General features: G+C 58.8%; 23 protein-coding genes. 3 read left to right on the top strand and 20 right to left on the bottom strand.

The window, feature by feature from the left end; all coding sequences use genetic code 11:
• Positions 1-180: 180 nt before the first annotated feature.
• The 11 genes from ACQUTG_RS07340 to ACQUTG_RS07290 form a co-directional block, all read right to left on the bottom strand.
• Entirely contained in the window at positions 181-1317 is a 1137-nt protein-coding gene (locus ACQUTG_RS07340) for a phage major capsid protein (RefSeq protein WP_428918782.1), read from the bottom strand.
• A 256-nt stretch (positions 1318-1573) separates the two neighbouring features.
• Positions 1574-1948 (bottom strand): hypothetical protein, encoded by a 375-nt coding sequence (locus ACQUTG_RS07335; protein WP_428918781.1) that lies wholly within the window; start codon positions 1946-1948, stop codon positions 1574-1576.
• A gap of 133 nt (positions 1949-2081) precedes the next feature.
• Positions 2082-2306 (bottom strand): hypothetical protein, encoded by a 225-nt coding sequence (locus ACQUTG_RS07330; RefSeq protein WP_428918780.1) that lies wholly within the window; start codon positions 2304-2306, stop codon positions 2082-2084.
• A gap of 221 nt (positions 2307-2527) precedes the next feature.
• A complete protein-coding gene (locus tag ACQUTG_RS07325) occupies positions 2528-4741 on the bottom strand; it encodes a VapE domain-containing protein (RefSeq protein ID WP_428918779.1) in 2214 nt (737 codons plus the stop codon).
• The gene (locus ACQUTG_RS07320; RefSeq protein ID WP_428918778.1) at positions 4738-5205 is read right to left on the bottom strand and encodes a hypothetical protein; all 468 of its coding nucleotides are present in this window, start codon (positions 5203-5205) and stop codon (positions 4738-4740) included. The genes ACQUTG_RS07325 and ACQUTG_RS07320 overlap by 4 nt, the downstream gene beginning before the upstream one ends.
• Positions 5202-5444: a helix-turn-helix transcriptional regulator gene (locus ACQUTG_RS07315; protein WP_428918777.1), complete on the bottom strand. Its 243-nt coding sequence runs from the start codon at positions 5442-5444 to the stop codon at positions 5202-5204. The genes ACQUTG_RS07320 and ACQUTG_RS07315 overlap by 4 nt, the downstream gene beginning before the upstream one ends.
• Positions 5445-5503: 59 nt before the next feature.
• Entirely contained in the window at positions 5504-6070 is a 567-nt protein-coding gene (locus tag ACQUTG_RS07310) for a hypothetical protein (RefSeq protein ID WP_428918776.1), read from the bottom strand.
• On the bottom strand, positions 6067-7350 hold the full coding sequence (locus ACQUTG_RS07305; protein WP_428918775.1) for a tyrosine-type recombinase/integrase: 1284 nt from the start codon (positions 7348-7350) through the stop codon (positions 6067-6069). The genes ACQUTG_RS07310 and ACQUTG_RS07305 overlap by 4 nt, the downstream gene beginning before the upstream one ends.
• Before the next feature lie 216 nt (positions 7351-7566).
• The gene (locus ACQUTG_RS07300) at positions 7567-8439 is read right to left on the bottom strand and encodes a DMT family transporter (RefSeq protein WP_428918774.1); all 873 of its coding nucleotides are present in this window, start codon (positions 8437-8439) and stop codon (positions 7567-7569) included.
• Between the two features lie 51 nt (positions 8440-8490).
• Entirely contained in the window at positions 8491-9033 is a 543-nt protein-coding gene (locus ACQUTG_RS07295; RefSeq protein ID WP_428918773.1) for a nucleoside 2-deoxyribosyltransferase, read from the bottom strand.
• On the bottom strand, positions 9030-9173 hold the full coding sequence (locus ACQUTG_RS07290) for a hypothetical protein (protein ID WP_343809644.1): 144 nt from the start codon (positions 9171-9173) through the stop codon (positions 9030-9032). Before ACQUTG_RS07290 ends, ACQUTG_RS07295 begins: the two co-directional genes overlap by 4 nt.
• A gap of 186 nt (positions 9174-9359) precedes the next feature.
• Here ACQUTG_RS07290 and ACQUTG_RS07285 point away from each other — a divergent pair, with 186 nt between their 5' ends.
• On the top strand, positions 9360-10151 hold the full coding sequence (locus ACQUTG_RS07285) for an enoyl-CoA hydratase (protein ID WP_428918772.1): 792 nt from the start codon (positions 9360-9362) through the stop codon (positions 10149-10151).
• Here the strand turns inward: ACQUTG_RS07285 and ACQUTG_RS07280 are convergent.
• The 3 genes from ACQUTG_RS07280 to ACQUTG_RS07270 are packed head-to-tail and all read right to left on the bottom strand — an operon-like array spanning position 10148 to position 12351.
• On the bottom strand, positions 10148-10648 hold the full coding sequence (locus tag ACQUTG_RS07280) for a DUF192 domain-containing protein (RefSeq protein WP_428918771.1): 501 nt from the start codon (positions 10646-10648) through the stop codon (positions 10148-10150). The two genes, ACQUTG_RS07285 and ACQUTG_RS07280, sit on opposite strands and share 4 nt — an antisense overlap.
• The gene (locus tag ACQUTG_RS07275) at positions 10648-11409 is read right to left on the bottom strand and encodes an ABC transporter permease (protein ID WP_428918770.1); all 762 of its coding nucleotides are present in this window, start codon (positions 11407-11409) and stop codon (positions 10648-10650) included. Before ACQUTG_RS07275 ends, ACQUTG_RS07280 begins: the two co-directional genes overlap by 1 nt.
• A gap of 21 nt (positions 11410-11430) precedes the next feature.
• The gene (locus ACQUTG_RS07270; RefSeq protein WP_428918769.1) at positions 11431-12351 is read right to left on the bottom strand and encodes an ABC transporter ATP-binding protein; all 921 of its coding nucleotides are present in this window, start codon (positions 12349-12351) and stop codon (positions 11431-11433) included.
• A 135-nt stretch (positions 12352-12486) separates the two neighbouring features.
• Between ACQUTG_RS07270 and ACQUTG_RS07265 the strand changes: the two genes are divergently transcribed.
• On the top strand, positions 12487-12945 hold the full coding sequence (locus ACQUTG_RS07265) for a hypothetical protein (protein ID WP_428918768.1): 459 nt from the start codon (positions 12487-12489) through the stop codon (positions 12943-12945).
• A gap of 5 nt (positions 12946-12950) precedes the next feature.
• Here the strand turns inward: ACQUTG_RS07265 and ACQUTG_RS07260 are convergent, their stop codons facing one another.
• From ACQUTG_RS07260 to ACQUTG_RS07245, 4 genes are all read right to left on the bottom strand, one after another.
• Positions 12951-13445: a hypothetical protein gene (locus ACQUTG_RS07260; RefSeq protein WP_428918767.1), complete on the bottom strand. Its 495-nt coding sequence runs from the start codon at positions 13443-13445 to the stop codon at positions 12951-12953.
• A 207-nt stretch (positions 13446-13652) separates the two neighbouring features.
• Positions 13653-15119 (bottom strand): PhnE/PtxC family ABC transporter permease, encoded by a 1467-nt coding sequence (locus ACQUTG_RS07255; RefSeq protein WP_428918766.1) that lies wholly within the window; start codon positions 15117-15119, stop codon positions 13653-13655.
• Between the two features lie 16 nt (positions 15120-15135).
• Complete coding sequence (locus ACQUTG_RS07250) at positions 15136-15786, bottom strand: phosphonate ABC transporter ATP-binding protein (RefSeq protein WP_428918765.1); 651 nt, start codon at positions 15784-15786, stop codon at positions 15136-15138.
• Positions 15786-16661 carry a putative selenate ABC transporter substrate-binding protein gene (locus ACQUTG_RS07245; RefSeq protein ID WP_428918764.1) on the bottom strand — a complete coding sequence of 292 codons (876 nt, stop codon included), beginning with the start codon at positions 16659-16661 and terminating at the stop codon, positions 15786-15788. Before ACQUTG_RS07245 ends, ACQUTG_RS07250 begins: the two co-directional genes overlap by 1 nt.
• Positions 16662-16816: 155 nt before the next feature.
• Between ACQUTG_RS07245 and senB the strand changes: the two genes are divergently transcribed.
• Entirely contained in the window at positions 16817-17788 is a 972-nt protein-coding gene (gene senB, locus ACQUTG_RS07240; RefSeq protein WP_428918763.1) for a selenoneine biosynthesis selenosugar synthase SenB, read from the top strand.
• Here the strand turns inward: senB and selD are convergent.
• Positions 17785-20061: a selenide, water dikinase SelD gene (selD, locus tag ACQUTG_RS07235; RefSeq protein ID WP_428918762.1), complete on the bottom strand. Its 2277-nt coding sequence runs from the start codon at positions 20059-20061 to the stop codon at positions 17785-17787. The genes senB and selD overlap by 4 nt on opposite strands.
• Positions 20061-20708: a helix-hairpin-helix domain-containing protein gene (locus ACQUTG_RS07230; RefSeq protein WP_428918761.1), complete on the bottom strand. Its 648-nt coding sequence runs from the start codon at positions 20706-20708 to the stop codon at positions 20061-20063. The genes selD and ACQUTG_RS07230 overlap by 1 nt, the downstream gene beginning before the upstream one ends.
• Between the last annotated feature and the right edge of the window lie 8 nt (positions 20709-20716).

The raw sequence follows: 20716 nt of genomic DNA, 5'->3' as shown, positions 1-20716 counted from the left end.
CTGATCCAATGACCCACCAGGCGCGCCGGATGGCCTGGCTTCGTCGAGCTACATCGGACCGGCCCCGGAGAGCCTAACCGCTTTTGGAGGAACCGGCACGGCTTGGCCGGTTGCCACTTTTCGAAGTTGCGGACGTGGCCCCGCATCCCGGTATTTCCGCGCCGGGCACGCGGTTCAGCTTTATACCGTGCCGGTCAGGTTGATAACTTGAACGGCAGCGGTATCGTAAATCGCCAAGCCCATACGAAGCTCAGCCAGGACGGTTACGATGTTTTGCTTGAAGTTGTTGCCGGTTTCGCGGCTCAACTCGACCGTAGTTTGCTGCCGGTCCAGCAGGTTCACAAAGCGGGTATCAACCACAATGGCAGTTCCCTGCGGTACGGCAGCGGAGGCCACAGCTTGAACGCCATAAATCGACGGTGCGGCAGGCGCTGCCCAGCCCGGCCCGATATACTGTTCATCACCAGTAACCGCACGCTCTGAACGGATCGTGAACCAGTCCACCGGGTTCAGCATAACCAGACTTGGCTGGTAGCCAGCATTTGCCATGGTCGCCTGACACTGTCCGATACGGTCCGCCATTGGTGCCACGGTCGGCACGAAGGTGGTGCCGTCGGTAATCAGGCCGGACATTTCAAAGGAACCGCCCGCGCCGTTCACGATCTGGCGTTCAGCTTTCTCGGTTGCCCCATGACTGAGCAGCATACCGATAGTCGCTTCAAGGCCGGGCTCATCGTCCAGAACCTGCTTTGATGCATCGTGCCAAACGGCGATCGTTTCTACGGGCGCAGTGATCAGGGTCGGGGTAATGGTCTGCTCTGCCTTTTCCGTGCCCTCAGCGCCTTGGCCAGCCGCAGCGTTCACGAAGTTGACCATGCGGGTGAAGGTCAACGCATTGGACGAAATCGGCCGGATTGGCAGCACGTCCAACAGAGACAGCGGGCGCATAGCGTAGCCGTATAGGCCGCCTTCACGCTCTGGCAGAACGTCGATACCTTCTGCGGGGGAGCCGCCGGAACCTTGCAGGCTTGTCAGTGCTTTGATGGACAGGCCGAGGTCGATGGGGTCGGAATTCTTGCTGTTTTCCTTCCTCATCCGTTCCAGGCCGGGGGACTTAGTTAGGGCTTCCCGGATAGATCCGCCAGACTTGTGGCTGGCAGGCGCAGGGGATTTCGTACCTTTCTGGAAAAGCTCGGTCATGTCGTGCTTAATGCCGGTCACTTGCTCGTCCAGGTCGTCGATCTTTTCAAAGCGCTTGCCCAGATCCGTTTCCAGGTCGGCAAGGGCTTTCTTCACTTCTTCAGCCATGTAGTCCATGTTTCAGTACCTCAGTAATTCACACAAAAATGGGTTCGTTTCATGTGATGAACCTCTTGAAGTACTGCAAGCATCACGCAGACAGCCTCTTGGTCCTGCTCTGGCCTTGCTCACCAAGGCATAGAGTCTCCGCTTCACCGGCTCACCCGGCTAACGGCTGGCGTCCATGAATCAACGCCGGTTATTTTTCACTCTACGACTTTAGAAAAATAATGCAAGTAATTGATATTATTGCTTTTTGTGACAATAGTGGTCGCTACATTCCGTCAAATGGGTTCTTTGGTTTTTCGTTTTGTCGCAGCATTACCCGGGACCGGTCTGACGGTGTCAGTCCAAATTTGCCCAGCAGGTTTTCAAGGCGTCCCAGCTGGGCTGCGCTCATGTTGTCGAAGTCGTACCGCATCTTAAATATCAGGCGACATAGCGCTTCAAGAGCGATTCGATCCGACGATCCTAGAACGCCAGGCGGAACCATGCCTGCTATTTCCTCCCAGATTTCAAACTCCACAGTTAGGGAATCCGGGGCCGGTCCTATATCGTCCACAGGCTCAAATTCTTCCCGGCGGCGTTGCGGGTTTTTCTTCCAGGCGCTTATTTCCTGAATCTTTGCGGGTTTTCGTGGTCTTGGCATCGTTATGCCCTCCGTGAATTTTGAAACGTGGCCGTAAAAGCGCGGTTACCCGCACCGGCCCCAAAGAACATGCAATCGACTTTTTCACCTCCCCCGGGGCTTTCTGAGCGGCACAGTCGCGTCGTTCACGTCATCAATGCAGCCCTTTACCGGGGCAGGGCGGCGGCGGGTCCAGCGGCTTCAGTTGGGCCTGTGCCTTTAGCCAGATTTCAGCCTGTTCGTGTCCGTACCGTGCGACGACAAGGTTATATGCGGACGCCAGTAACAGAGTTGCCGCTTCGGCCACGTCGTCGGACAGCTCCAGCGCGTTTTGCGTCAGTGCAGCAGATGCTGCGGTCAGTTCCTGATTGCTTTTCATGGTTCGTTGCTCCCGTTGGTTTTCACAGCTTTGAGCCGGTGTGCCGATAGTGCCGATTACTCTGCCTACCTTTCCCCCGTGTACTGTATTCCTGTATATGCCCTACAGTTCCGCGCCTTTCCTTTCTTTAAATACATATCATCGGCACTATCGGCACATCGGAACAGTCATTGATTTTATTGAGTTTTTCCCGTGCCGGTCGCTCCGTTTCGTTGGCACAGCTACGGCACAAAAATGTCAGCAGCGGTACGTGTGCCAATACCCGTCCCACTGTGTGCCGCTACTGGTTCGTCACTTGTGGCCGCCACCGGCACAAATACCCGTACCGGGTGAAGACTGCCTTCAAACCGTTTTTTGGTTCCCTCGTCGCTCCACCCCAGTTCACGCAGACAGTTAGCAATTCGCCGTGAATTACCGGAGTTCAGTTTTTCGGAAGATAAAAACAGGGCTTCGCTTGCTACTTTGGCAGTCGTCGTTTCGGCGATTTGACGGTCAGTGATCCACCTGGAAATCGTGTGCAGCCACGGGTCTGATTCCTTCCGTTGCTGCTGTGCTGGTTCTGCCAGGACTCGTTCTTGGTCGGCAGTCAGCCACCAGTTTTCGCCCTGCCTGAACCGCTGGAGCGCTTCGGCCCATAGTTGGTCACGGTCACGCCGGATTGCCGCAACGTCTACGCGGTTGCACTTCACCGGCCAGAATCGACGGTTACCGGTTGAGTCCTTGAGGTACTGGCTTTCGTTGCTGGTTCCGATGAAAACGCACTGGCGCGGCACGTCCTGGGTAATCCGTCCGTATGGAGGTCGGTATCGGTCGGTGTGGCGGCTGATAAACTTCTTCACCGTGGATAGCTCCGAACGGTTGATGGCATCAAGCTCGGCAATCTCCACGATCCACGCGCCGTGTAATTGCAGGGCCGCGTCCTTGCTGCCAACGTCCGGCAGTTCGTCGGTGAACCAGTCGCCCGCGAGTATCGATGCCGTGGTTGATTTCCCGATGCCTTGCGCTCCCTCGAACACCAGAACCGTGTCCACCTTACAGCCGGGCTGCATAATGCGAGCAACGGCGGCAATGAGGAACTTTGCACCAATAACGGCATGGTATTCAGAGGGGGCGGCTCCGAGATAATCGGACAGCCACGAATCCAGCCGGGGCAGGCCGTCCCATTTCAGGCCGTTGAGGTAGGTTCTAACCGGGTGCTGGCTGTTGCGGCCCGCGTAAAGCGTAACCGCATCGAACACGGCTTCCCGCGTCGGTTTGTAGCCGTGTTGCTGCAGAAACGCCAGACACTCGATTGTGTCCCGATCCGTCCAGGCGCGGGGGTATTCTTGCTCGCTGGGCCACTGCGGGGCGCTTACCAGCATAATGCGCTGCTGGAACTCATCGTAAGCAACGGGCAATCCGTTCGCTCGGAGCAGTACCGCCACTTCGCGCACTGTGTTGCCCTTACCGTCGGCTGGCAATGTATCCAGATCGCCGCCGGGGATCGTCTCGGTTGTTGCCGGGGTCTTTCGCTGGTGTACGTCCGTGCAACGGTTACAGGCGGCAACGATGGTACGGGGCAAGTAATCGGCCCGGTCCCATTTATCCCGCTTGAGGCCTGATAGCAGCATAAGGCGCTGTATCCGTTCGCAGTCCTTGCCGGTCCAGAACGCCAGATGCTGCGCAAGGGCCGCGTCGGCGCTACTGGCATCGTAGGCGCGTGTGCCGGAGTCGTCAGGATACGCCGTGGCTAATGCGTCCTCCCGGCCCTCAAACAAATCAGCAAAACTGGCACGGTTGCCGAACGCACTGGCGGCGCTGCCAGACTTGCACGCGTGGCGCAGTAGTTCGCCGTCGTCCGTGTGGCCGTCCCATCCGGGGCAGGGTTCATCGGTCCAGCCGTCGGACGGTCCGGACGCATCAGGCGGGAAATAGTCGGCCACAATTTGAGCCATAGCCGCGCTGCAGTCGTGCGCCGCGTTTCCGCTGCATTGTTTGCCGGTAAGGGCTACGAACCGGTCCGCTGTGTATAGCTCCAGGTTCAGGGCGGTATTTTTGCAGCTGTGCGGCGGGACGCGTCCAGAACCGATAACGTGTAGACCGGTCCCGCTTTGGCTTACTTCGATAGCCGCGCCAGCCGTCAGGTTTAACAGCTGTTGCGACAGTGGCGACCACTTACCGCACTGCAACGCGTCGTCTATGTCCAGAAACCACAGGCCGCAATCTGGTGTGAAAACGAAGCCCACGCCGTGCGCGGTTCCTGCGGCTACAGCATCCGAGACGGTTCGGAAATCCTGCCAGATTGCCGGGTCGTGCGGGTTGTGCGTTTGGCCTGTCCGTATATCAACGGGCTTTTTCAACATTTTGCCGGCCCGCTTCGGGTCGGGTTGCAGCCGAAAACCGATAAATTGCCGGAACTGGCCAAGCGGGGCGAGAGGATCGGGAAGTTCCATCATCTTGATACCTCCCGAAGCAGGAAACGCAGCCGGGAGCCGGAAAGCTTGCGACTGAGCATCAGGTTATCCGCCAGGCGCAGCAAAGCGGCCCGGTTCTTTTCCAGCAGCGCCCAGGCGTACCCCTGCAAGTCGACGTCTTGGCCTTTCGCGGCCATAGCTTCCTGACAGGCCATTGCGTGCGCTATTTCCTCTATGTTCGAGGCTGGCGGAAGCGGGGCGGCGTGGATCTGTTCGGAAACGTGTCCAGACAGGTGTCCACAGGCTAAAGCCAGATCTGTTTCCGGCAGAGAGTCGGGCGTTATGCCAGGTTGCCATTCCGTAGCGGTCCATCCCTCCCAGTGCGGCCCGGTTTGCTGAATAGAAACCGATTTAACCCGGATGCCGTGCGCGGCGTGGCTGATCGCGTGGCCCGCTTCGTGAATTGCTGCCCTGCGCCGGTGAAAGGTAATGTGTTTAACTTTCACGCGGTAGCCTCCCCGGAGCAGGTGCGGCTGTTTTCTTCTATCCATGCCAGAACGTCCTCGGCACGGTAACGAACGTGGCGGCCTAGTTTGATGAAGCGTGGCCCATCGCCAGCCCATCGGGCGCGTTCACACCAGGCAGTTGATTTGTTCAGGTACTCGGCAAGCTCTTTTTGTGTGAGCAAGCGGGGGAGGGTTACAACGGTATTCGGTGGGGTTTGGCTTAATGTGGTGGTTTGCATGATTTGGCCTCATTCATGTTTGAACAAGGCCACTTTGAGATTTAGAAGATTCGTTGCGCTTAGCGTAATCCCGCTTTTTTGATCCAGCCTCGCACCGTGCCCACCGGGTAACCCATTATCTGCGCAATTACACCGGCCCTCACACGTTCGGGGCGCCCATCGGCGGCGAGTTTGTGCCAGTGCCTGGCGGCGGTCTTTATGTTCTCAGCTGCAGCCTCTTGCTTGCGGATCGCAGTCTGTTTCCCGCCAGCTGAGCGCGGGCGCTGCAGCTCTTCGGTTACGTCCAAGGCCTTAGCAGCGGTTAGATGTGTGCTGATTTTCTGCATTGCTACGCCGATGTCCAGCATGAAGCCGCCAGCTTGAATCATCTGGCCCTGGCTCATGGCGGCCATAGTTTGCTGAACGAGCCGGTTAAGCCGTTTGGCCTCGTTTTGGACGTTGCCCGGGATCCCCGCGCCTTCATCGTATGGGAGCCGTTCTAACAAGCAGGCGCGGGCCTCGATAAAATCCAGTTGTGCGCCTAACCGCTGTTCATCGGTCAGGTTTTCATACCAGTGCTGCGGATCCATACCGGCCCGAGCGTATCCGGCAAAAAGGTTGTTGATCGTTACGCGTGGCGTTCTCATGCTGTGGCCTCCCGGTCGAACGGTAGGATGCTTGCAGACGGCTCGGGCAGGCCCTCTACCATGCGGTAGAGCATCTGCAGGGCTTCTAATTTTTCATCGTGGAAATTGTGGTGCTGATAGTGCCGGGCTTGCACACCTCCGAGCCCATGGCTCAGCAGTTGGCCCAAAACGTCAGAACTCACGCGGTACGGCTTGGCCGCTAGGCGGGTCTCAATGGTTGCCCGGATGGTGCCGGCCGTGAAGTGGCCGCCTTCCAGTTCCTCGGCTTTCCCCATAGCCTCCCGGATCTTGTCCACGCGCTCGGAAATGTATTTGCCGTTAACCGGCCTTATGCCGCCATCACAGCTGAACACGTATTCACCGGCCCCGGTAATCCGTTCAATGCAGGCCGTGGCTTCTGGTAGCAGCGGGATAGCGTGGCGGCGTGGTTCGGCTCTGCGGCCCTTGAAGTCGAGTAGGGTGACAGTTTGGGTATCTCCGTCTATATCGTCCAGGGTAATGCGTGAAAGCTGCTGTATACGCTGCCCACCAGTAAGAACGTGAAGCATCATCAGGGAGCGGCCCGGCTCCGGCAGTTCCTTAACGTGCGTCCAGTATGCCCGGAACTCGGCAAGGGACAGGGCGCGTGTGCGGGCCTGGCTGGAGCCTTCCACCTTCACCATATCGCGGGCCGGGTTCATTGTGATATTCATGTTCCGCAACTTGGCGGGAGCGTTCACGTTGCCACGGGCTTTGATTGCCTCCGTGAAGGCTGAACGAATATAGCTGCGGATCTTGTCGGCTTGGCGTAGCGCCCCGCGTTCCTTCACATCGGCCACAACCTTTACACAGTCATCGAGGTCGATTTCTGCAGCCCGTTTTTTCCACAGTTTAGGCTGGGCCCGTTCAATGTCGGCGGTTATGTGGTTTTCGACATTACGGGCGGATTTCTTCCCTTTCGCTTTCAGCAGATCGACATAGCCGGTCATCATATCCCCGAAAGTGGCGGCCTCTGCTTCTTTCCTTTTGGGCCGGGGGTCTATCCCGTTGGCAATCTCCGAAGCGATCCCCGCGGCTCGCTTGCGGGCGGCCTCCGCCGTGGCGGCAAGACCGTTATAGCTGCCGAGGGTGATCCGGATCACTTCGCCCTTGAACCGGGCCTGGTAGAACAGGGTTTTCACACCGCTGGGCATGATACGCACACCGAAACCGGGAATAGAGTTATCCCAGACCATGCGGCGTTTGTCGGTCGCCTTCAGCGCGTCCAGATTGGTTTTATTGAGCCGTAATTTTTCCGCCATAATCGTTCCCCGTGCATCGCTGGTGCATCACTGGTGCAGCAGTTCGATTCAAAATCGTTAAAAGACACTAGGGACTATTCTGGCGTAACCTTCTGAAAGTTAATAGCTGTTAGGGGTTGATCAATTTTGTTCAAACTCAAAAAATAGGACTTAAAATCTCTCGGCCGCAAGGCCGTGCCGGTTCGATTCCGGCTCCGGGCACCATAATTCAGTGGCTCATGCCACCCTCGCTTTGCGATACCGTTTCACTTCTATCCAGCCATGGGTAGCCAGGGCAGAAAAAACAATCACCCCACCCATCAGACTAAGATTCGGTGGCACTTCCCCCAGAAACAGCCAAACCAGAAAAGACCCCAACACCGTTTCCAGCAACAACATCAAACTGACTTCCGCCGCCGGTATGTAACGTGGACCGATCTGGATCAGTATGCAGGCCATGGGCAGAAACACCAGGCAGAGCAGGCCGATGAAAAAGGCATCTCTGCCTGAGAGAAGCTCGGCGCCGCCCATAAATGCCGCGACAATGGCGAGTGCCAGGGCACCAAACATCAGCATCACGCTCATGTCGCAATCGGGGCGGGAGCGGGCGACGTTGAGGTTGGAGGCGAGGGCGGTGGCGGCTATGCCGGCCATGATCAGGCCGAGTGGGTCGCCTTTGCCCAGTTCGCCGACGGCCATGAAGGTTGCGCCTGTGACGCACACCAGGATAACGATCCAGGTTCTCCAGGGCAGGGTTTCCTTCCAGATCAGCCAGGCAATCAGGGCGGCGATGACGGGTGCGGTATTGAGAATAACCAGTACGTTGCCGGCGGCTGTGTTTTTCATGCCTACAACAAAACCGAGGGTACTGACGGCGAAGGCTCCCGCGCAGAAGATGCCTTTCCAGCCGCAGCGCCTGATCTCTGTCTTCAGGCGGTCGCGGTATCTCAGCCAGCTGATCAGCCAGAAACTGAAGGTTAGCAACAAGCCTCGCCAGAACAGGAATACTACCGGTGGTACCGAGGTGATTTTTACGAGCAGCGCATCCGGGACGATAAACAGAACGCCCAGGGCGGCTATGGTCAGGCCTTTGATCCGTGTGGTCTGCAAGAGGCTATTCCTTACTGCTCTTCAAGATGGTCTTTCGCCATTATCAGGGCTTCAGTTATCAAGCGCCCGCGCACACTTCTCAAACAGCTCCGCGTCAAAGAACTCCAGCTCGGACCGGTGCTCGGCCACAAAGAGTTGGCCACCGGACTCGACAATTCCGCACTCGATCATCAGGTTATCCGCCAGGTTAAAATCCTCGATGGCATGGCCGAGATCATCGTGGGTGCGGTTTCCGGCCCGGTGGCGGTAGGTTAGAGGATTAAGGCTGTAGCCAATCGCCTGTTTACCCTGGCCGATCAGGTAACCCACTTCGAAGACGGTACCGGGATCGGCGCTGATGCCGCGAAAAGGCGTGAGATTGGCAATAACGGCATCGCAGCTGTCCATCAGCTCCCGGTTGGCGCGGTATATCCGGAAGCCGCGTTGTTGGGGAGATTCGGCATCGCTGAATTCCAGGTCGGTATCCAGGGGATCCACGCCTTCCCAGCCCAGTTCCCGGAGAATGCGTTTCTTCTCGGTCACGATGATCTGGTGTTCGGTTGCCGGGAAGAAGACCTCCGGTCCGGCCAGGTAGACGCGTTTGGGTTGGGTCATGGGTTGTCCTGTTCCGGCAGTGGCTGAATACTGTTGATGTCGCCGGTGGGCGGCCGCGGTTCGTCTTTGATTATGACGAAAATTCCGCCGCCGATGATGGCGATCGCCACTATGATCCTGAGAATCAGTGATTTGGACATCCGGTCCTCCTCCCGTTTTTAACGAGTGTCTATCTGTAATCCTGTGGATGGAAACTGCATTTGCAACCTTTCCCTGGTTAATCCTGGCCATCCCTTGATGAATCCGACCAAAGTCCCTTCGACAGAGCTCTACTCCTGGCTGATACTGAATCAAAAGAATGACAACACGTTCAGGAGGTTAATGTCATGACCGAGGTCAGCGATGCGTTGGTAACGCATTATTCGGAAAACGGGATCACCACGCTCACGCTGAATCAGCCGGAGCGCCGCAACAGCCTGTCCGTGGCCATGCTGGAGGCCTTGTCAGCGGAGCTTGAGCGGGTAGCGGATGATCCGGAAACACGGGTCGTGGTGCTGGCGGCGCGCGGTAATGTGTTCTGCGCCGGGCACGATCTGAAAGAGATCCGGGACCAGTTCGACAGTCACGATTTCCAGCTGAATCTGTTCAACCTGTGCAGCAAGGTGATGCAACAGATTGTGAACCTGCCCAAGCCGGTGATTGCCCGGGTAGCAGGGGTGGCGACGGCGGCCGGATGCCAGCTGGTGGCGTCCTGTGATCTGGCGGTTGCCGCGGATACCGCGCGTTTTGCCACGCCGGGCGTGAACATCGGGTTGTTCTGTTCTACCCCGATGGTGGCGCTGTCACGGAATGTCTCCCGCAAGCATGCGATGGAAATGCTGCTGACCGGAGAGCTGGTCAGTGCGCCGAAAGCGGAGCAGATTGGGTTGGTCAACCGTGTGGTGGACGAGCAGGCTCTGGATGAAACCGTCTATCAGATGGCGCGCACCATTGCGGAGAAGTCCGGCCACACCCTGAAGATCGGCAAGAGCGCGTTCTACCGCCAGCTGGAAATGCCACTGGCGGAGGCCTACGAGTATACGTCAACGGTCATGGCGGAAAACATGCAGGCCAACGACGCCCAGGAAGGTATCTGTGCGTTCCTGGAAAAGCGCAAGCCCGAGTGGAAGGACAGCTAGTCGTTCGCCCGGCAGTTCTCGCCATCCAGAACCAGTCGGTCGCCCACCTCGATGCCGTTGGCGAGGTAGAACCCGGCATTCATCTCCACGGCGGACCAGTAATGGACGCCCGCCGGGTAGATGGGGCAGTTCGTCCCCTGTGAGGCGGAGCAGGGCACCATGGCGCGGATGTTGCGAATGGTGCCTGCCCGGTCCAGAAAAGCGATATCCAGGGGAATCAGGGTGCGGTACATCCAGAAACCGTTCTTCGGTTCCCTTGCTTCCTCATACTGGAAGAGCATGCCGTGGCTTGCCGGCAATTTTGTCCTCCCCATGAGTCCTACCTGTCTCTGTTCCGACGTGCTGGCCACTTCCAGTACCACCGGAACAGAGTCTGAATCGGTTACGAAGCACGCATTGGTTACGGGCAGATCCGTCTGGGCCGGGGTGGCACCAACCCCGCATCCGGTAACCAGGGCAAACGCCAGTGCAAGGCTGGCCCATCGAAAAGCGGCCATCAGGAACGCAGCCGGTAGCCGGTCTTGAAGATCCACCAGACGGCGGTCATGCACAGGGCCAGGAACACCATGGTCATGCCCACGCTGATCCCTACGTGCACATCAGATACCCCGTAAAACGCCCAGCGGAAACCGCTGATCAGGTACACCACCGGGTTGAACAGGCTGATGGTCTGCCAGATCGCCGGCAGCATGTCGATGGAGTAGAAGGTGCCACCCAGGAAGACCAGCGGCGTGACGATCATCATGGGCACGATCTGCAGTTTCTCGAAGCCGTCCGCCCAGATGCCGATGATGAAACCGAACAGGCTGAAGGTTATTGAGGTGAGCACCAGGAACGACAGCATCCAGAATGGGTGCAGCACGTCGTAATCCACGAACAGTTTGGCGGTGGCCAGGATGATCAGGCCAAGGATCACCGACTTGGTTGCTGCCGCACCGACATAGCCGATGACGACCTCTACATAGGAGACCGGCGCCGACAGCACCTCGTAGATGGTGCCCGAGAATTTGGGCATGTAGATGCCGAAGGAGGCGTTGGAAATGCTCTGCATCAGCAGCGACAGCATCACCAGGCCGGGAATGATGTAGGCACCGTAACTGATGTTGTCGATATCGCCCATGCGCGAGCCGATGGCCGAGCCGAACACCACGAAGTACAGGCAGGTGGAAATCACCGGCGAGAGTACGCTCTGCATCACGGTGCGTTTCATCCGGGCCATTTCGAATTTGTAGATTGCGCGGATACCGTAAAGGTTCATTCAATTCTCCGTCAGGTCGGGCTACTCGTGGACGAGGCCGACGAAAATCTCTTCCAGGGAGCTTTCCCGGGTTTGCAGATCCCGGTATTCGATGCCGAGATCCCCCAGTGTGCGCAACAGTCTGGCTACGCCTGCCTGTTCCTGCTGGGAGTCAAAGGTGAAGATCAGCTCCCAGCCGTCGTTGGCCAGCTCCACCGGTTCCAGGGTGAGTTCCCCCGGCACCTGGTCGAGCTTGTGCTGGAGCTGGAGGCGGAGCTCCTTTTTGCCGAGCTTGGTCATCAGCTGGGCCTTGTCTTCCACCAGGATGATTTCCCCCTGCCGGATTACGCCGATGCGGTCCGCCATTTCCTCGGCTTCTTCAATGTAGTGGGTGGTCAGGATGATGGTGACGCCGTTCTCCCGCAACTTGCGCACCATCTCCCACATATCCCGCCGCAGTTCCACGTCCACCCCCGCTGTCGGCTCATCCAGGAACAGGATCTGGGGCTCGTGGGAAAGCGCCTTGGCGATCATCACACGCCGCTTCATGCCGCCAGAGAGGGACATGATCCGGTTGTTGCGCTTGTCCCAGAGTGACAGTGCCTTGAGGGTTTTCTCGATGTGGTCCGGGTTCGGTGCCTTGCCGAACAGCCCGCGGCTGAAGGAAACCGCATCCCAGACGGTCTCAAAGGAATCGGTGTTCAGTTCCTGGGGTACGAGGCCGATGGTTTCCCGGGCTTTCCGGTAATCCCTGACGATGTCATAGCCGGCCGCTTTGACCTCACCGCTGGTCAGGTTGACGATGCCGCAGATGATGCTGATCAGGGTGGTCTTGCCGGCACCGTTAGGGCCGAGCAGGGCGAAGATCTCGCCACGTTCGATCTCCAGGTTGATGTCTTTCAACGCCTGGAAGCCATCGCCATAGGTTTTGTTCAGGTGCCTGACGGAAATATCCGGTTGCACGGGCGTGTCCTGTGTCAGAGGTTGGGTTCATAAGTTAGGAGGCGCAGTATTTTCTCACGACTGGCGCCTGTTTAGAAACCTTTGCCTTGGCAGGGGAAATCCCCATAATGCGCCTTTGGCAAAAAGAGGTGGGTAATGATACGGGCGATTGCGGTTACAGGTTTGATTATCGGGTTGGTGACGTTACTGGTGTTTGGCCCTCGTTTCCTGAGTTCTCCGGGGACCGACGAGGTGTCAGTTGCTGATCAGCCCCGGTGCGATCTGCTGGAACGGGATTGCCAGTGGGAAGGGGACGAAGGCACCTGGCTGGTCGAATTGGAGCCGCTCGGCGAAGGGGACCAGGGCACCGAGTTCCAGGTCACCGTGAATGCGCCCAGGGCCCCCGACCGCTTCCTGGCGGTATTACGGGGCGAATCCATGTATATGGGCGAATACCCGGTTCCCCTGAAGCACCAGGGCGGTGAAACATGGACCGCCCGGTTCACGGCACCGTTCTGTACCACTGGCTCGGAAATGGAATGGCGGATTGATCTTCAGAGCGCGGAAGAGCCGGTGGGCGGTAACCCGATGAAACTCACGTTCTGGGCCCGGTAATTTCACTAGATAAACGTGTGATCGGCCACCAATTCACAGAGACCGGATTGGCCGGGAACATGGTTGTGCTCCCGCCAGTATCTGGCGCCGTCCAGACCACCGCGGAAGCAGGCGAGGTAGATGTTGCTGGCCGTCAGCTCCTCAATGACCAAAAGGGCATCAGCACGAGTGATTCCGGTTTTCCGGCTTACGATGTGCGCAACCAGGCCTGCGAGGGTTTTCGAGTGGCGATCGGCTTCGTCGCACAGGGCACAGCCGGCACCGTAGAGCCAGGCGGTGGCACAGGAACCCACGATGGTTACCATTTCCGGCCGGTCCAGCCCTTTGCTCCGGCATTCCCGTTCCTGCAGCGCAGCCAGGATATGAAGCTGGGTGAAAAGTTCGGTTCGGTAACGACTGTTTGAAGTCGTTCCGGCCGGGTTTTCGTTGCGACCAGGAGGCCGGAGTTGCTCATCACCAGCGCCTTCGACCAGCGCGTCCGCACGGGACAGCCGAAACATCTGAACCCCGAGCAAGAGCAAAAGTGCAAACAAGCCCGCTTGTGTGAACGGCACCAGCCAATACGACATATTCTCGACCACCTTGATAGACCTCCCTGAATCCAACGATTGTAACGACCTGTAACGACAGAAAACTGCCGACGGTTCAGCAATTTATCCAGGGACCAAGCCGGGTTTACCAACTTGTGACGCTGGTCTCAGCCAGGTTCAGCAGGTGGGCATGGTTTGCAGGGCGAGCTTGCGGCGAATATAGCGGCCCAGGGCATCAACGCCAATATTGAGCAGCGCCGTAATGAGGATGAGTACCATCGCTCGGTCGAACCGGATGTTCTGGATGGCGCTGTCGACATAGAAGCCGAGAGTATAGATACCAAGGATCCCCAGGATGGCGGTTTCACGCATGATGATTTCCCAACGGTAGAACAGGAATGCCAGGAACGAACGGTATACCCGGGGAACCAGTTCCCAGGTATAGCGGTTCAATCCGGTGGGTGCGTCGGGCCGCAGCCGCAGCGTGTTGGTCTGACGGCCGATCAGGTGCCCGATGATGCCGCCATTGTGCAGGGCAAGGGCAACCACAGCCGGCAGCATGGAGGGGCCCCAGAGCTGCAGCAGGATGTAGGCCAGGATGTATTCCGGGGTCGAACGGGCGATGACCAGGAATACATGGCCGCTGGTCCGGCGCACGGGGCCTCCGAAATGATTGGAGATCAGCGGGAACGCAAGTAACGCCAAGACACCAGTGGCAACCAGGGCAATCTGTGTCAGCAGGACGGTATTCCAGATCCCGGGCAGCGCCTCGTTCACCATCAGGTCATTGAGCCAGGGCATCATCCCGGCGATACCCTCACCACTGCGCAGAGGCGCGGGAATGATATCCTCGGTGAAGAAGCGTTCCACATTGCCCCACACGATAGGCAGACCCTCGCCCAGGAAAAACGGCGCTGCCAGGATATAGACGGGCAGCAGTTTCGGACGGACCCACAGGGGAATGGTAGCGATCAACACATAAAACAGGATCAGCATGGCCCCGGCATCGGAGTAGAGCCCCTGGGAAAAGGAGGATTCAAGGTAGAAGCCGAGAGTGGGCAGGCCCACAAAACCGAGGATGGCACTGGAGCGAAGGCCGCATTCCAGCCGGTACGCGGTGTAGGTTCTTATCTGTTCCCAGCAATCCGGGATGCGGGTATACAGGAACGCCGCGACCATGCCGGTACCCGGCGGCAACAGGCGCCGTGGTTCAGGGTCGGCTTCTTCCAGGATCTCCGAGTAGACCTTGGCAAAGATCCCGGAATACGGGATGGCAATGGCGAGCACCCCGGTCAGCGGGTGAAAGCCGAAGAACTGCAGGAAAATCAGGGCCCAGAACAGCTCATGGATCGCCCGGATAAACGCACAGAAGATCCGTACCGGGAGGAGCCGATACACCAGGGCCAGCAGGAAGCCGAAGAAACTGCCCAGCGCCACGCCCACGAAGGCGAAGGCCACGGTTCGAAGCAGGGCAGTCAGCAGTCCCTCGGAACTGAAGAAATTGGGCGTAACCACACCCAGGAAAAAGTTACCCAGGTCCCGCCAGGGATTGGAGGCGGTGATGGCGATATCGGCAAACAGCAGCCCCACGACCGCGACGGCAACAAAAATCAGGCTGGCTCTGACCGTGGGATAGGAAAGCATGGCTCCGCCGATAACCTCAGTACAGGGACATGATGTCGGAGGGCGACAGGCGGTCGCTGGGTTCGTCCAGTTCCACCAGGCCGTCCTGAATGCCGACAATCCGGGTGCAGTACTGCAGTGCCAATTCTACATCGTGCAGGGCAATGACGCTGGTGGCAAACCGGTCCCTGAGTAGGGCCATCACCTGATGGGCCCTGGGGCCGTCCAGCGCCGAGACCGGTTCATCCGCCAGCAGCAGGCGTTCATTCCGGTAAATCGCCCGGGCAATGGCAACCCGCTGGCGCTGCCCGCCGGACAGGGACGCCGTAGGAATCCACAGCTTCTCTGCCATCCCCAGATCGTTCAGCAGGCTCTTTACTGCCGCCCGGTCGGCGGCGAAAGGCCGGATCAGGGTCAGGGTGTTGTACCAGGTCGGATGCTTGTCCAGCTGGCCCATGAACACGTTATGGAAAACGGGCAGGGCGTTGACCAGGCCCAGTTCCTGGGGAACCAGCGAGGAGTTGCGGCCCACCTGTTCGTGGATCAGGCGGATCAGCGTGGATTTGCCCGCGCCGCTTTTTCCAACGAGGGCAACCTTCTCGCCTTCCCGGACACGAAGGGAGAGCGGCCCGAGGACGCGCTCTCCCCCGAATGAGGCCTTGAGGCCCGAGAGATCAAATCCGGACATCAATCAAGGATTCCAATCTCTTCGGCAGTCTTGCGAATGGGCTCATAGTCCTCGTTGGAGGCAGGGATGAAGCCGGAACGGGGGAAGCTTTCCAGGAGTGCCTGGTCATCCAGCGCCAGCAGGGCTTCCTTCACCCTGGCCTTGAAGCCATCGCCGAAGCGCTCATTCACGTCGCCACGGATAGTCCACTGGTAGTCCGGGTAAGCCGGGGTTTCCCAAATTACCTGGACGGCGTTGGTATCGATATTGCCGTTTTCCAGTTCCTTTTCCCATACCTGGAAGTTCAGGGCGCCGACTTCATAGGTGCCGGCCTCGACCAGGCGCAGGGTACGGGTGTGGTTGCCGCTGAAACCGACCCGACCGAAGAAATCTTCAGGGGCTTGATTGAAGGTCTCACGAATGTGGAATTCCGGCATAAGACGCCCTGAGGTAGAGCCTTTGGAGCCAAAAGTGAAGGTCTTGCCCCGGAGCTGGTCTTCCAGCTCGGCCAATTCATCAACCGGCTCGATGCCGGTGCTGGTGTTGGCAATGAAATAGGTCTGGAAGGCTTCGTCTTCCACGCCCTGGGCAATGGCCTCGGAGCCGGGGACCAGACGACGGGCCTGAACGCCGGACAGGCCACCGAACCAGGCCAGTTGAACCTGATTATTGCGGAAGGCGGAAACCGCCGCTGCGTAGGATTTTACCGGGATGTAGCGGACATCCACGTCCAGTTGCCCGGAGAGGTAGTCGGCCACGCCACGAAAGCGCTCTACCAACTTGGTCTCGTCCTCATCGGGAATAGCCGTGAACACAAACGTCTCCGCGCTTGCCGAGGCTGCCGTCATGAAAAGAAGGCTGGAAGCCACAAATTTCCGTATCAGATTCAAAGCCATTTGAAATCCCTGTTTCGGTTGGTTTCGGAGGGAGGTCAGGATACCTTGATTTACCTGAACTCTGAACAGCTATACGATTGGCAGGCCCTATCGGCTCAACCAAAAACTTCTTTCTTTCAGCTGATTACAAGCTATTGCAACCTATGAAAATAATAATGATTACTCCCGCCGCTCCGGGCTCCCGGGCCGGCAACCGGGCCACGGCGGAACGCTGGCAAAGATTGCTTGAGAATGCCGGCCACCGGGTGGAGGTTGTCACGGACTATCAGGGTGAATCCTGTGATCTTTTCATTGCGTTGCATGCCTGGCGCAGCCGCGATGCGGTAAGCCGTTTCAGGGAGCTCTGGCCCAATACGCCGCTGATCGTGGTGCTGACCGGCACCGATATCTACCGCCACCAGATCGAATTTCACGAGCCTACCCTTGCCACCATGGACGCGGCCGACGCCCTCATTGGCCTGCATGATCGCGTGGCAGACGATATTCCCGCCCGTTTTCGGGACAGGCTGGTCACCCTTTACCAGTCCGCCATCGCGCCACCTCCAGCGCCGCAGCATTCGAGCGACCATTTCCGGGTCTGTGTTATCGGCCATCTGCGGGACGAGAAGGATTCCCTGCGGGCGGCCCGGGCCGCAAGGCTGCTGCCTGACGAATCCCGAATCCGGGTCGTTGCCGCCGGCAAGGCCCATAACGCCGAATGGCAGCGAATGGCCGAACAGGAAACCGCGGATAATCCACGATTCCAGTGGCTCGGGCAACAGGACGAGCAGGGTACCCGGAAGTTACTGACCAGCAGCCGGGTGATGGTCATCAGTTCCGTAATGGAAGGCGGTGCGAATGTGGTCTCCGAGGCCTGCCGTGCCGGTGTTCCGGTGATCGCCAGCGATATTCCCGGCAATCGGGGTCTGCTGGGCGACGATTATCCGGGCTATTTTCCGGCCCGTGACGAGCAGGGGTTGGCCGATCTGCTTCACAAGGCGGAAAGCGAACCGGAATTCCTGCAGGATCTTCAATCCCGGGTAGCCCGGCTTGCCGCCCGTTTTACCCCCGAAAGAGAGCAGGCGAGTCTGGAACAGGCGCTGGCCCTTGCCAGCCAACGCTGTTCCGAGCGAGTTGGTGCGGATTAATCCTTCAGACTGATCGGTTCGATGGGGCCTGATTCGTCCTGGGGCAGAACCCGGCCGATAATCGCGGTGTGTGAATAGCCCAGCGCCTTCAACTCCCGAACACAGGCTTCGGCCTGGTCAGCGGCTACGCTGGCAAGCAAACCACCGGCGGTCTGGGGGTCGAAGATCAACGGGTAGCGGGGGTGATCCACCCATTTCTCCTGGTCGCGAATGCCACGCCGCAAACGGATGTTGGCCGGTTGCAACGAACTCAGGATGCCTGCGGCAGCGGTTTCTTCCGCCCCCGGCAATACCGGAATGGCGGAAAGATCCAGCTCCGCCTCCACGCCGGACGGGCGGGTCATTTCCACCAGGTGGCCCAGCAACCCGAAACCGGTGACATCCGTGCAGGCCCTGGAGCCGTAACGCCGCAAACACTCGGCCCCCAGCTTGTTGGAATGCATCATGGAGGTGAGGGCGGAATCGATCCAGCGACCTTTGGCGGCGAGCCGGGCATGGGCCGCGAACAGGGTACCGGTTCCGACTGGCTTGGTCAGGATCAGCACGTCGCCGGCGCGCAAGCCGCCCTTGCTCATGACCTCTTCAGGATCAATCAGGCCGTTCACCGCGAAGCCAAGCGCCAGCTCCTTGCCTTCGCCCGTGTGACCGCCCACCAGGGCGCAGCCGGCTTCGTTCAGAACCTCCACGGCACCGGACATCATCTGGTAAACGACATCCTCCACCTTGGATTCGATGCCATAGGGCACGGTTGCCACGGCTGTCGCGCTCTGGGCTTCTGCCCCCATGGCGAATACGTCGCCCAGGCTGTGATTGGCGGCAACCTTCCCGAACACGTAGGGATCATCGATAAAGGCCCGGAAGAAGTCGACGGTATGCACCACGGCCTTGCCCGGCGGCACCCGCAGAACGGCAGCGTCGTCCGGAGCGTGCAGGCCGATGATGATATCGTCCCGCTCGATGGGCTTGAGTTCACTCAGGGCGCGGGAGAGAACCGTACTACCCACCTTGGCGCCGCAACCGCCACAACGCATGGCCACGGCGGAGATGGCCTGGGAGGCTTCCTCGGCGCTCTGCGCCGCTGCGGTATCCGGCAGCCTGGTGGACTCTTCCATGGCAGGGAGGTCACTGAACTTGCGCATGAACCGCCGATCGATCCAGTCTTTCCAGCGCCAGACCAGGCGGCCGTGGAACTCAACATCACCGCGAGAGGCAACTGCGAACTTGTCGCCGGTACTGATCAGGGCCAGCCATTTCTTCTGGGGATAGAAGTTTCGTGTGTCTTTGCCGGTGGCCAGTCGTTTCAGGTTGTCGGCCAGGGGCGGCCCCTGGCGCACGGCGAACACGCCGGCTTTCTCCCGGGGATGATTGATCACGTTGGCGATATCTCCGGCAGCAAAAATGCTGTCGTCGTTTTCGCTCTGCAAGGTATCGCGTACCCGGATGAAACGGCCCTCGTCCAGGGCCAGGCCGGTTTCCTCCAGCCAGGCCGGGCCACCGGCCCGGGTAACCCAGAGTACCTCATCCACCTGCTGTGTCTCGCCAGAATCGGAGGTCAGCAGGCCGGATTCGACCCGGGAAACGGGGGAGCCGAGATGCACCTTTACACCCCGCTCCGACAGTTTGCGCTCGAATACTGTCCGTACTTTTGCGTTATGGGTGGGAAGGATCTGGTCCGCCGCGTCAAACAGATGAAAGTGCAACTGATCGGGATCCTTGCCGCGCTGAGCGAGCTCGTTCCGGAGCCGGAACTGCATGGCGAGGGTCAGCTCGACGCCTCCTGCACCAGCACCAACCACCGCGACGGACATTGGGCCCTCGTGGTTCTCGATGCGGGACAGCAACGACAGCCAACGCTCGTTGAAGCCGTTGATGGGCTTCACCGGTACGGCATGCTCTTCCGCACCCTCGACCTCACTCACCCGAGGCGAGGAACCGATATTGATGGAGAGAATGTCGTAGGGCACGTTTGGCCGATTCCGGCAGAGAATGCGTTTGTTGGTCCGGTCGATACCGGTGGCCTCGTCCCGGTAGAAACGCGCTCCGGCGTATTCCGCAAGCCGGCTCAGGTCGATATGGACGTCGTCATAGCTGTAATGGCCGGCCACGTAGCCAGGCAACATTCCGGAGTAGGGGGTGTGGGTGTCGCGGCAGATGAGGGTCAGGCGCACACCGGGGACCGGGTTCATGGCGAACCGCTTGAGGACCCCGACGTGGCTGTGCCCGCCGCCAACCAGGACAATGTCCCGTAAAACAGGCTGGTCAGGCGTTTGCATCAGATAACTTTCTTGGCTTCGGCGGTCAGCTGGTCAAATCCCTTGAGGCTTTTGAAGGCTTTCAGTTTCTCGCTGTCAGCCGCAGACGGGTTGGCGATCTGGTCGATCGAGGTGATGCCGGCGTCCTTCATCTTCCTGGCGGTTGCCGGGCCGATACCCTTGACCAGGGTCAGATCGCTCTTGTCCACCGGCTTGGCTGCCTTTTTGGCGGAAGACCTGGCCGGGGCCTTCTTCGCTGCGGTCGTGGACTTCGCCTTGGTAGTGCTTTTCTTCGAAGCCGTCTTCTTGGGCGCGGCCTTTTTGGCGGCGGCCTGTGCTTCTTTATTGACTTCGTCAGTCAGCTGTTTGACGTCAGAGCCGGCTTCTTTGGCTGCCACGCCCAAGCGCTCCAGAATGCTGCTCTGGAGTTCGTGGAATTCGGCCAGGCGGCGCTCGAATTCCTCGTTGAAGCGTTTCATTTCCCGCTCCCGGAGCTCGTTCACTTCCTTGAGCAGTTTGCGCACCGGTTCTTCGATCTGGGTCTGCAGGCTATCAAACTGCTTCAGGGCGTCGTTGACGAGCCCTTCAATCTGGGACGAGGTTTTCTCGAATTCCTTGTTGACCTTTTTTACGATCTTGTCGACGCTCGGTTTGGCTTTCTTCGCCATGAAATGTC

It is taken from the genome of Marinobacter sp. DUT-1, from assembly GCF_050379415.1.
Classification (GTDB): domain Bacteria; phylum Pseudomonadota; class Gammaproteobacteria; order Pseudomonadales; family Oleiphilaceae; genus Marinobacter.
The sequence above is the reverse complement of the archived record's forward strand: the minus strand, read 5'-3'. Positions and strand labels throughout refer to the sequence as shown.